This window comes from Mycobacterium sp. E1386 (genome assembly GCF_001672745.1).
In the GTDB taxonomy this organism is placed as follows: Bacteria; Actinomycetota; Actinomycetes; order Mycobacteriales; family Mycobacteriaceae; genus Mycobacterium.
The window spans coordinates 39,412-50,574 of the sequence record NZ_LZKH01000141.1; the positions used below are offsets into that span (position 1 = coordinate 39,412).

Consider the following 11,163-nt stretch of genomic DNA (forward strand, 5'->3'; position numbering starts at 1 on the left):
CACGAGGGCGGAGCCGGGCGCGACGGGTCGCCGCTGATGAGCGCATTTCCGCGGCAGCGCCCGCGTCGGCTCCGCTCCACCCCCGCGTTGCGTCGCTTGGTATCGCAAACGTCCTTGGAGCCAAGGCATTTGGTGCTGCCGATGTTCGTCGCCGACGGTATCGACGAGCCGCGGCCGATCGCGTCGATGCCCGGCGTCGTGCAGCACACCCGCGACTCGCTGCGCAGCGCCGCGGCCGATGCCGTCAACGCCGGGGTCGGGGGGCTGATGCTGTTCGGCGTGCCGCGCGACGAGGACAAGGACCCGACGGGGTCGGCGGGCACCGACCCCGATGGCATCCTCAATCTCGCCCTGCGGGACCTGGCCAAGGATCTCGGCGACGCGACGGTGCTGATGGCCGACACCTGCCTGGACGAGTTCACCGACCACGGCCACTGCGGCGTGCTGGACGCCAGGGGCCGGGTCGACAACGATGCGACCCTGGCTCGGTACGTGAAACTGGCTGTCGCACAGGCGGAGTCGGGCGCGCACGTGGTGGGGCCGAGCGGGATGATGGACGGTCAGGTGGCGGCGATCCGCGACGGCCTGGACGCCGCGGGTTTCACCGATGTGGTGGTCTTGGCCTACGCGGCGAAGTTCGCCTCGGCGTTCTACGGTCCCTTCCGGGAAGCGGTCAGTTCCAGCCTGTCCGGGGACCGGCGCACCTATCAGCAGGAGGCGGGAAACTTCCGCGAGGCGCTGCGCGAGATCAGGCTGGACCTCGACGAGGGCGCGGACATCATCATGGTCAAACCCGCGATGGGTTACCTCGACGTGGTGGCCGCCGCGGCGGACGTCTCGCCGGTGCCGGTGGCGGCCTACCAAGTCTCGGGCGAGTACGCCATGATTTGCGCTGCAGCCGCGAACAATTGGATCGACGAGCGGGTGGCGGCACTCGAGTCGTTGACCAGCATCCGCCGTGCCGGAGCCGATATCGTGCTGACGTATTGGGCCGCGGACGCGGCCGGTTGGCTTTCGTGAGATGGGGCGTGCTTTGACATCACAGCCGACAGTGAGGGGCGCCGAGCCCAAGCCGTTGTTCTATGAACCGGGCGCCAGCTGGTGGTGGGTGGCGTGGGGGCCGGTGGCCGCGGGCGCGATGATCCTGATCGAGATCTGGAGCGGCGCGCCCGTGTCGTTCTTGATACCGGTGATCTTTTTGGTCCTGGTGTCGGGGTTCGTCGGGTTGCAGGTCAAGGCGGCACGGATTCACGTCTCGGTCGAGCTCACCGAAGACGCCTTGCGTCAGGGCACCGAAACCATACTGGTGCGCGAGATCCTCAGGGTGTATCCCGAACCCGAGAACCACGAAGCCTCCGGCAAGGAGCTGGCCCGGTGGCAGGCGGCGCGGGCGCTCGGCGAACTGGTCGGGGTGCCCCGCGGCCGGATCGGTATCGGGCTCCAGCTCACCGGAAAACGCACCGTTCAGGCCTGGGCCCGCCGGCATCGTCAGCTCCGCGCGGCGCTGACCCCGTTGGTCCAGGAGCGGGTCGAACCCGCCCGCTCGGACACCATCGACGGCGACCGCGACGACGACACCGGACTCGAACAGTGAGCGCCTCCCGATGGAGCACCGCGGTGCTGGTCGAACTCGGCCTGGCCTGCGCCGCGCTCGTCGGCGCGGGACTGAGCTGGTCGCACTCGCATCACTCGGTGGCGGTGGCTCCCATCGCGGATGGGCAGCCGTTCACCACGTCAACGGTGTATGACCCGCAGCTGCTGTTGCTGACCCTGTTGCTGCTGACGAGTGCCGCAGTGCTGGCGGTGGTCGGAACCGGCCGGCACCTCCGGGAGCGACGCTCTACGACGTCCTGACCAGCGGTAGCGCCAGCCGCCGACGCCTGGCGATCGCGTCGGCCAGGTCGTGCAGGGCCTCGGGCACCGAGTGTTCGTCCGAAAAACCGCCGTCATCCAGCGACTCGGTGACCGCGGGGCTGGCGACCAGCGTCCATTGCACCCCTTCGGCGCGGCAGTCGTCATCGAAGGTTTGCAAAAGCGAAATCTCCGGCCCAGCAAATTGGGTGACGCCGCTCATGTCGAGCACCACACGGTCCTCTCCGAGGATGAAGCGGCGAATGTGTCCGGCGACTCGGTCGGCATTGAGTGCGTTGATTTCACCCCGAATCGTCACCACGGTCGCCAGCTGGCGACGGTGGGCCCGGATCCAAGCGCCGTCGCAGTGAAAGATGCCGTTTTGCTCCTGCGTCAGGACGTCGGCGATCGTCATGAACACCCCTCGCTCTCCGTGGCGTTCGCTATGTGTTCTGACGCTAAACCCCAAGGTTAAGGAGGGTGAAAGCCGCATCTAACGTTTTGCTAAGAAGCGATTGTCACCGCGATTTCCGCCTTTTGCGAGCAAAGGTCGCCGGGCGCGGATTATCGGCGAAAGGCCGCGTGCCACACCACAACCGTCCGCGCGCCCGGGCCATTGCGCTGCTAGGCTGCCATGGCTACCGGTTGCGAGGCGGGGGCTTGTGACATCGCGTGGTCGCCCGGTCAGCCGACCTAGAAGGCGAACGGAACAGCAGAGTCCAGGCGGAAAGAAAAGCGCTGTGCGCGGTGGAAATATCACGGGAGAGATCAGGGGCGAGATCAAGGCCCTGACGGGACTCCGCATCGTCGCCGCCCTGTGGGTCGTGCTGTTCCACTTCCGCCCGATGCTGGGCGACGTCGGGACCGATTTCCACGACGCCCTCGCGCCGGTGCTCAACTGCGGAGCGCAGGGCGTCGACCTGTTCTTCATCCTCAGCGGATTCGTCTTGACCTGGAACTACCTCGACCGCATGGGCCGGTCATGGTCGACGCGCGCGACCCTGCACTTCCTGTGGCTGCGGCTGGCCAGGGTCTGGCCGGTGTACCTGGTCACCCTGCATCTCGCCGCCCTCTGGGTGATCTTCACTCTGCATGTCGGCCACGTACCGTCGCCTGACGCCGCTCAGCTCACCGCGATCAGCTACGTGCGCCAGATCCTGCTGGTGCAGTTGTGGTTCGTGCCGTTTTTCGATGATTCGAGCTGGGATGGGCCGGCCTGGTCGATCAGCGCGGAATGGCTGGCCTATCTGCTTTTCGGTCTGCTGGTGCTGGTGATCCTGCGGATGAAGCAGGCAACGCGGGCGCGGAGCCTGATGGTGCTGGCGTTCGCGGCGGCACTGCCGCCCGTGGTCATGCTCCTGGCCAGTGGCCACTTCTACACCCCGTGGAGCTGGCTTCCGCGGATCGTCACCCAGTTCACCGCGGGCGCGCTTGCTTGCGCGGCGGTGCGCCGGCTGCGGCTGACCGATCGCGGCCGCCGCGTGGCGGGTTACCTGTCTCTGCTTCTGCTGGGCACCATGGTCGGCGTCCTTTATTGGTTTGACGCGCACCCGATCTCCGGGGTGGTGGAGAACGACAGCGGCGGGGTGGTCGACATCCTGTTCATTCCGCTGGTGATCACGCTGGCCATCGGCGTCGGTAGCCTGCCGCGGGTGCTGTCCACCCGGTTGATGGTGTACGGCGGGCAGATCTCGTTCTGCCTGTACATGGTTCACGAGCTGGTGCACACCGCGTGGGGCTGGTCCGTCGAGCAGTTCGAGCTGCGGCCGCAGGAAAATCCCTGGAAATGGAACATCATTGGCCTGCTCGCGATCGCCGTGATCATCTCGATCGTGATGTATCACTTCGTCGAAGAGCCCGCCCGCCGCTGGATGCGCCGGATGGTCGACGTCAAAGCCGTCACCGCGAGAAGCGATCCCGACGAGCCGCCGAAGGGCAAGGTCCATCCGATAGACCGTTCGCTGGAAGCTGTTTCGGTCCGCGCGGTGTGACGGTTGCGTTAGCGCACCGCCGCGAGCCGGCGGCGGATAATCGATGAAAATCCAGTGGCACATGACGATGCCGTTGACGGGGGAGGTAGTGGTGAGTCGTCTGGCCACCTTTGTCATCGGCCTGACCTTTCTGGTCGGCGTCGGCATCGCCTACCCGGCTCAGGTGCGCACGTACGACACACTGACCCTGGATTTCCGGTTGAACCACATCGCCGTCATCGGCGACTCCTATACCACCGGAACCGGTGAAGGTGGGCTGGGCCCGAGGTCGTGGCCCGCCCGCGCCTGGGACGTGCTCGCGGCGCGCGGCGAACGGATCTCGGCCGACGTCGCGGCCGAGGGCAGGGCCGGCTACGGCATGCCGGGCGACCATGGCAGCGTCTTCGAGGACCTGACCGCGAGGGCCGTGCAGCGCGACGACGTGTTGGTGGTGTTCTTCGGTTCCCGCAACGATGAGCCCATCGATGCGGGTGTGATCGGTCAAAAGGCCCGCAGCGCATTCGATGTGGCCCGCAGCCTGGCGCCGTCCGCACGGTTCCTGGTGATCGGGCCGCCGTGGCCGACCGCCGACGTGCCGCTCCCGATCCTGCAGATTCGCGACGCGCTCGGCGCGGCGGCCGCGGGCGCGGGGGCGACCTGGGTCGATCCGATCGCCGAACGGTGGTTCGTCGGTAGGCCCGATTTGATCGGGGCGGACGGTGTGCACCCGAACGACGCGGGCCATCAATACATGGCGGACAAGATCGCGCCGCTGATCCGCACGCAGCTGTCGACCTGACCTAGCCGTGCCGGGCCGCTTCCTGAGCGAGCTGCACCCGCGATGACACGGCGAGTTTGGTGTAGACGTGCGTCAGATGAGACTGCACGGTGCGCGGCGAAACGAACAGCCGCGCCGCGATGTCCTTGTTGGGCAACCCTTCGCCGACGAGCCGAACGACGTCGAGTTCGGTGGGGGTCAGCGACTCCCAACCGCTCGCCGGTCGCCCGCGCGCACCGCGGCCCCGCTGCGCGTAGCTGATGGCCTCGGCGGTGGACAGCGCGGCGCCTTCCGCCCATGCGGCTTCGAAAGCCTTGGGATCCAAGGCTTCCCGCGCTTGCGCCAGCGAAGCGTCGTAGTCCGCTTGAAACACCTCGAAGCGCACCGTGCCGTGGCGCTGCCGCAGGGCCTCGGCCGCCCCGAAAAGCCGCGCGGCATGCTCAGGATTGGTAACGGCGGCCAGCGCCGCGAGACAGTCGAGGGTATCGGGTAGATACAGGTGGCCGCCCGTGCGCTCGGCGAGCGAAACGGCTTCGTGGAGATCGCGTTCAGCCTGCTGCGGCTCACACTGGGCGGCGGCGACCCGGGCCCGCGCCGTCAGCGCCGCCGCCCGATAGCACCCGGGAACCGTTGCGACGGTGTCGTCCACCCAGCGGCGGGCGGCGAGGAGATGGCCGCAGCTCATCGCAGCCTCGGCCATTGGCACCAGGCTTCTGGTGAACAGCTCCTTCAACGGATAGGTGTGCCGCCACGCCGCCTCGCAGGCCCGTGTCGCGCTCGCGGCATCACCGCGGGCCAGGGCGGCGTTGGCGAAGGCCACGTAGATCGTGTCCTCGTGGAAACCCCCCAGAGTGGCCGAGATTTCCAGCGCGGCTTCGGCCGCGGCCCTCGCCGCCGCGGCGTCACCGGTCCACGAGAGCGCCTGTGCCAGGGTGATCAGACCGAATACCTCCATCGGGCGGTCGTCGGCGGCTCGAGCCTCCTCGACCAGCGCGGTGGATACGAGGAGGCCCTCGGCTAGCTTGCCCTGCATCGACAGCGCACTGCTGAGGAACGTTCGGCTATACCGCGACATGAAGCTGTCGCCGAGCCGGTCGGCAAGGTCTCGTGCCTCCTCGCCGGCCGCCTGCGAGGCGACCGGATCGCCGGCGACGTTGCCGGCGAAGCACTGGTAGGCGAGCACGTGGTAAAGGGCCGAAAGGTCCCCCGAGGCGCGAGCCATGTCGACGGCCTCGGCGAACAGCGGCGCGGCCAGCTCGGGGTCGTTGAAGGCCAGCATGCAGCAGGTGCGCAGGCTGTGGGCGATGAGTTTCTGATCGCCGACTTGCCGCGCGGCGGCCAGCGCTTCCTCCGCTCGCTCGAGGCTGGCCGGAACGGAGTACCAGACCGCGAGCAAGCCCGCGTCGGCGACCGCCCGTATCCAGACCTCGGGCGCGACGTCCGCGTCGCGGTAACGCTCGTCGCCGAAGACGGCCTCGAACCCGGCTACGCCCTCGCGGAACCGTGCACGCGTCACCCACAGCCGCTGTAAGGCCGAGACGAGCCGCAACGCCGACTCGAACTCCCCGGCGTCGCAACTCCACGCGTGGGCCGCCCGTAGGTTGGCCATCTCGAGTTCGGCCCACGGAACCAACGGTGTCCCGTCGCCGCGCATCCGGGCTTCCAGCGTCACGGCGGCCGCGGTGTAGTGATCGCGGTGCCGGATCCGGACGGCCTCGGCCTCGCCCGACTCGGCCAGCTTTTCCAGGCCGTACTGGCGCACGGTCTCCAGCAGGCGGTATCGCATCGCGCCGTCGATTTCCTCGGTGACGATCAGCGACTTGTCGACGAGCAGCCCGAGCAGGTCGATGAGCTGGAAGTGCTCCACGCCGGCGTCGGCGCCCACGGCGTGCGCGGCGTCCAGGTCGAAACCGCCCATGAACACGGCCAGGCGGCGGAACAGGACGCGCTCCGGCTCGGTGAGCATGGCGTGGGACCAGTCGATGGAAGCGCGCAGCGTCTGCTGGCGGCGAACCGCGTTGCGCGCACCCCCGGCCAGGAGGCGGAAGTTGTGATGGAGGCTGTCGACGATCTGGGTCAGGGACAGGGTGCGGGTGCGCGCCGCCGCCAGCTCGATCGCCAGCGGCATGCCGTCCAGGCGCCGGCAGATCTCGGCGATGGCGGGCGAATTGTCTTCGGTGCGTTGAAAATCCGGTCTGGTGCGGCGGGCGCGGTCGACGAACAAATCGACGGCCTCGTCGTCGACCGACAGCGACGGCACGCGCCAGGTCAGCTCTCCGGCGACGCCGACCGGCTCCCGGCTGGTCGCCAGCACCGTGACCTCCGGGCCCGCATCAAGCAGGGCCACGACCAAAGCGGCGCTGGCATCCAGTAGGTGCTCGCAATTGTCGAGTACCAACAGCATTTTGCGGTCCCGAACGAACTTCGACACCGTCTCCATGGTGGAGCGGCCCGGTTGGTCGGCAAGACCCAGGGTGCGCGCGAGGGTGACCGGCACGACGAGGGGATTGGTGACGGGGGCGAGATCGACGAACCAGGCCCCGCCGGGGAAGACGTCGGCAACCTGCTCGGCGACCTGCACCGCCAACCGCGTCTTGCCGACACCCCCCGCCCCAGTCAGGGTCACGAACCTGTTTTCCTTCAAGATCTGCCCGATGTCGCTGATCTGCGTGCCCCGGCCGACGAAGCTGCTCAGCTGTGTCGGAAGATGGGCATTGGCAACGTCATTCGCCCCTCGCAACGGCGGGAAGTCGTTGGTCAGGCCGGGGTGGTTGAGTTGCACGACGCGTTCCGGCCGCGGCAGGTCGCGCAACGGGTGGACGCCCAGGTCGGTCAGCCAGGCATCCGCCGGTAGCCGGTCGAGCACCAGCGGTTCGGTGGCACCGGACAGTACGGTCTGCCCGCCGTGAGCAAGGTCGCGCAACCGCGCGGTCCGGTTGATGGTGGGCCCGGCGTAGTTGCCGGCGTCGCGCAGCTGCACCTCCCCGGTGTGCAGGCCGATGCGTAACCGGATCGGTGGCGGCACGGCCAGCTGGAGTCGTAGCGCGCACGCGACGGCGTCGCTGGGGCGGGCGAAGGCGACCACGAAACTGTCGCCCTCGCCCTGCTCGACGGGCCGCACCCCATCGTGGGCGGCGACGAGATCGTTCACGGTTTGATTGAGCTGCTCGAGCGCCGTGGTCATGGTGTCGGACTGCGTCTCCCACAGCCGGGTGGAGCCCTCCACGTCGGCGAGCAGCAAAGTCACGGTCCCTGTGGGCAGCTCGCTCACGCTCTGCTCGCTCCAGTCCAGCAGCGGCGTGTCCGCCGACGAATGAATGTCGATCATGTTAGCCAGCATGCGGGGACGTTGAGGGGGAAAACATCAGCGAAAACGCGCAACTCCGCCGGCCGCTACGCGCAGCTACGACCCGGGTTCAGTCTTCGGCGTGCCGCTCGTAGTCCCATCGCTCCAGGCGGGCTTGCAAGTTCAGCAAGCCGAACCCGGCGATCGGAGCGGCGGCCGCAATGCAGGCCAGCAGCAGCGGAGTCATCTCCACAACCTCCCAAAACCCTTCGCTGATATGACGTACGTCGACCGCCAGAAGTTCATAGCCGTTCACCTGCCCGCAGGCCCTCGATGTCGGGGCGAAATCCGGTCCGCTTCACCGCCCGCTCGGTGTGGCGGGTGGGGAGTTCGCTAGGCCGGACGCTCATGGGGTCTCCGCTAGGTCGCCATCCAGGCGAGTTCGCCGGGCAACATGAGACGCCACCAGGTCATGTCGTGTCCGCCGACCGTGAAGCTGACCGCCGGTGGCGTTTTGAGTTGGCTGACGAATTGGCGGGTGGCGGGATAGAAGCGGTCGAAGGTGCCGCAGTCCACGCGCAGCGGGATCTGCGACAGCGCGGGCACGCCCAGCACGCTGTTCTGCGTGAAGTCGTCCTCGCTGTCGAACGCCTTCGGAGCGCTGTCGGCGAACGAGGCGTACAACGCCGGGCTGATCGCGCAGATCCCCGCGGTCCGCGCCGGCCCCAGCTTGGCACCCAGGTGCAGCGCCCCGTAGCCCCCCATCGACCAGCCCATGAATCCCACCCGGGAGGTGTCGAAGCCCATCGTGGACAGCATCGGCAGCAGCTCGTCGAGCACCATCGCGCCGGAGTCGGTGCCGTCGGCCCGCTTGTGCCAGTAGGAGTCGCTGCCGCCGTCGACGCCCACCACCGCGAACGGCGGCTTGCCCTCCTTGACCAGCTGGGCCAGGCCATGCTCGACACCGCAGTCGAGCATCATGTTCGCGTCGCCGTCCTTGCCGTGCAGCGCGATCACGGGTCGCAGCATCCCGGTTTGGCCCGGCGGCAACGCGATCACGTAATTCGTCTTCACCCCCCCGCGGGCGGCAGACACGAACGAACCCGTGAGCCTGGTGGGCAGGTTGCTGCTGGCCGCCGACGGCTCGAACGGGGCGGGGGCCTGCGGCAACGTCGCCGCTAGCGGCCTGACCGGGTCGAGCAGGGCGCTTAAGGCGAACACGCCAGCGGCTCCCAGGCCGGTGCTGGCTCCCATTCTCAGCACCGCCCGGCGTGTCAGGTCAGGCATGATCGCAATGATGCCGCGCTGACCGGGAATTCCCGCCCGAGCCACGCCGAAATGGAATGTTTGTGTGATCTCGCGTGACCGATCGGTCATGAACCGGTTACCTGCGGTGCACCGGACGGCGGGTCTGCCGGCCGAGTTGCGGTACCGTGCTACGGCCATCATCGCGACGCCCGCCGGGTGTCTCCACGCGCTGCTATTCCTTTGTGCCACAAGGTAACAAGCGATATGCGGCGGGGACGTCTGTTCGCCCGGGCGGGCGCCACCCGCCGCGGCGGCACGGCCGCCGGACGGGGATGCAATCTCGACGGTTTCAACCCTCCCGTGCCGGCCGCAAGTTTCGCAGGATGGAGCTTTCGTGCCCGGCGTCGTGGATTGAAAGAGGTTGAGGATGAGTTTGGCGTTCCATTGGTTTCTGCCGACCTACGGTGATTCCCGGAACCTGGTGGCGGGCGGACACGGGACTCCGATGTCCGGGGACCGGCCCGCCACGCTGAAATACCTGCACCAGATTTGTGCGGCCGCCGAGGACAATGGCTTCGAGGCCGTGCTCACCCCCACCGGATTGTGGTGTGAGGACGCCTGGTTGACGACGGCGATGCTGGTCGAGGCCACCGAGACGCTGAAGTTTCTGGTCGCCTTCCGGCCCGGGCTGCTGAGCCCCACCCTGGCCGCGCAGATGGCCGGGACCTTCCAGCGGCATTCGAGCGGGCGGCTGCTGCTCAATGTCGTGACCGGCGGCGAACCCCACGAGCAGCGGGCCTACGGGGACTTCCTGGACAAAGAGGCGCGGTATGCGCGCACCGCCGAGTTCTTGCACGTGGTGCGTCAACTGTGGACCTCGTCGGCGCCGGTCACCTTTGCGGGAGAGCACATTCGCGTCGAGGGCGCGCAGCTGAACAATCCGCCCGACCCGGTGCCGGCCGTGTTCTTCGGCGGATCGTCGGCGGCGGCCGGCCCGGTTGCCGCCAAGCACAGCGACGTCTACCTCACCTGGGGTGAGCCGCCCACGGCGGTCGCGCAGAAGCTCGACTGGATCCGTGGGCTGGCCGTGGACGCCGGCCGAATCCTGCAGTACGGCTTGCGGATTCATGTGATCAGCCGCGACACGTCCGAGCAGGCGTGGGCCGAGGCCGACCGGCTGTTGGCCGCCGTCGACCCCGCCGACGTCGAGCGGGTACAGGCCAGCCTGGCCCGCAGCGAATCGGAGGGGCAGCGCCGCATGCTGGACCTGCATGGCGGCAGCAGCGGCCGGCTGCTGGTCGGGCCCAACCTGTGGGCCGGCGTGGGGCTGGTCCGCGGCGGAGCGGGCACCGCGTTGGTCGGGTCGCACGCCGAGGTCGCCGAACGGCTGGCCGAATACGCCAAACTCGGCATCACCCACTTCATCCTGTCGGGATATCCGCACCTGGAAGAGGCCTACTGGTTCGGCGAGGGCGTCCTGCCGCTGCTGGAGCGAATGGGCCTGTGGCGCCATCCCAACCGCCAGTCGCACCCGGTATCGGCGACGCCGTTCGCGGTCGCCTCGGCCCACTAAGACCATGGCCGCCACCTTGCCCGCGCCGGCGACCGGCGCAGGCCTCGACGCGAGCGCCGGCGCGGTCGACGAGTCCGCCGCGCAGCAACGCGGGCGGCTGCGCATCGTCGTCGCGGCCAGCCTGTTGGGGACCACCGTGGAGTGGTACGACTTCTTCCTCTACGCGACCGCCGCGGGCCTGGTGTTCAACAAGGTCTTCTTTCCCAGCGAGAGCTCACTGGTCGGCACGCTGCTGGCCTTCGCGACGTTCGCCGTGGGGTTCGTCATGCGGCCGGTCGGCGGGCTGGTCTTCGGCCACATCGGCGACCGGATCGGCCGCAAGCGCAGCCTCGCGCTGACCATGCTGATCATGGGCGTCGCCACGGCGTTGATCGGGGTGCTGCCCACCGCCGCCCAGGGCGAAGCCCTGCAGGATTCGCAGGGCCAACAGCAACAGCGGCGCCCATACCCCGATCTG

Annotated in this window: 10 protein-coding genes; 7 read left to right on the plus strand and 3 right to left on the minus strand. The window is 68.3% G+C overall.

Annotated features, from left to right (window positions below):
• The first annotated feature begins 36 nt into the window (after positions 1 to 36).
• From hemB to A5709_RS14855, 3 genes are read left to right on the plus strand one after another with little or no spacing between them, the layout of a single operon-like run.
• Positions 37 to 1,020 (plus strand): porphobilinogen synthase, encoded by a 984-nt coding sequence (gene hemB / locus A5709_RS14845; protein ID WP_068120510.1) that lies wholly within the window; start codon positions 37 to 39, stop codon positions 1,018 to 1,020.
• 1 nt (position 1,021) lies between these two features.
• On the plus strand, positions 1,022 to 1,594 hold the full coding sequence (locus A5709_RS14850; RefSeq protein ID WP_068120512.1) for a DUF3093 domain-containing protein: 573 nt from the start codon (positions 1,022 to 1,024) through the stop codon (positions 1,592 to 1,594).
• Positions 1,591 to 1,854 carry a hypothetical protein gene (locus A5709_RS14855; RefSeq protein WP_068011799.1) on the plus strand — a complete coding sequence of 88 codons (264 nt, stop codon included), beginning with the start codon at positions 1,591 to 1,593 and terminating at the stop codon, positions 1,852 to 1,854. Before A5709_RS14850 ends, A5709_RS14855 begins: the two co-directional genes overlap by 4 nt.
• Here A5709_RS14855 and A5709_RS14860 read toward each other — a convergent pair.
• Complete coding sequence (locus A5709_RS14860; protein ID WP_068120518.1) at positions 1,841 to 2,266, minus strand: STAS domain-containing protein; 426 nt, start codon at positions 2,264 to 2,266, stop codon at positions 1,841 to 1,843. The genes A5709_RS14855 and A5709_RS14860 overlap by 14 nt on opposite strands.
• Positions 2,267 to 2,591: 325 nt before the next feature.
• Here A5709_RS14860 and A5709_RS14865 point away from each other — a divergent pair, with 325 nt between their 5' ends.
• Positions 2,592 to 3,842 (plus strand): acyltransferase, encoded by a 1,251-nt coding sequence (locus A5709_RS14865; RefSeq protein WP_068011800.1) that lies wholly within the window; start codon positions 2,592 to 2,594, stop codon positions 3,840 to 3,842.
• A 91-nt stretch (positions 3,843 to 3,933) separates the two neighbouring features.
• Positions 3,934 to 4,620, plus strand: a complete 687-nt coding sequence (locus A5709_RS14870) for a GDSL lipase (protein WP_067946220.1) — start codon at positions 3,934 to 3,936, stop codon at positions 4,618 to 4,620.
• 1 nt (position 4,621) lies between these two features.
• Here the strand turns inward: A5709_RS14870 and A5709_RS14875 are convergent, their stop codons facing one another.
• Positions 4,622 to 7,939 carry a LuxR family transcriptional regulator gene (locus tag A5709_RS14875; RefSeq protein WP_068120514.1) on the minus strand — a complete coding sequence of 1,106 codons (3,318 nt, stop codon included), beginning with the start codon at positions 7,937 to 7,939 and terminating at the stop codon, positions 4,622 to 4,624.
• Between the two features lie 366 nt (positions 7,940 to 8,305).
• Positions 8,306 to 9,172, minus strand: a complete 867-nt coding sequence (locus A5709_RS14885; RefSeq protein WP_304442540.1) for an esterase family protein — start codon at positions 9,170 to 9,172, stop codon at positions 8,306 to 8,308.
• A 388-nt stretch (positions 9,173 to 9,560) separates the two neighbouring features.
• Here A5709_RS14885 and A5709_RS14890 point away from each other — a divergent pair, with 388 nt between their 5' ends.
• Positions 9,561 to 10,706: an LLM class flavin-dependent oxidoreductase gene (locus tag A5709_RS14890; protein ID WP_068011802.1), complete on the plus strand. Its 1,146-nt coding sequence runs from the start codon at positions 9,561 to 9,563 to the stop codon at positions 10,704 to 10,706.
• Between the two features lie 4 nt (positions 10,707 to 10,710).
• Positions 10,711 to 11,163, plus strand: a 453-nt coding sequence (locus A5709_RS14895; protein ID WP_231986976.1) for an MFS transporter, incomplete at its 3' end; no start/stop codon positions are given.

Bases quoted from the DNA above. Each gene is read 5' to 3' on its own strand.
- hemB (WP_068120510.1), top strand. From the start codon at position 37: ATGAGCGCATTTCCGCGGCAGCGCCCGCGTCGGCTCCGCTCCACCCCC.
- A5709_RS14850 (WP_068120512.1), top strand. From the start codon at position 1,022: ATGGGGCGTGCTTTGACATCACAGCCGACAGTGAGGGGCGCCGAGCCC.
- A5709_RS14860 (WP_068120518.1), bottom strand. From the start codon at position 2,266: ATGACGATCGCCGACGTCCTGACGCAGGAGCAAAACGGCATCTTTCAC.
- A5709_RS14875 (WP_068120514.1), bottom strand. From the start codon at position 7,939: ATGCTGGCTAACATGATCGACATTCATTCGTCGGCGGACACGCCGCTG.
- A5709_RS14885 (WP_304442540.1), bottom strand. From the start codon at position 9,172: ATGCCTGACCTGACACGCCGGGCGGTGCTGAGAATGGGAGCCAGCACC.
- A5709_RS14890 (WP_068011802.1), top strand. From the start codon at position 9,561: ATGAGTTTGGCGTTCCATTGGTTTCTGCCGACCTACGGTGATTCCCGG.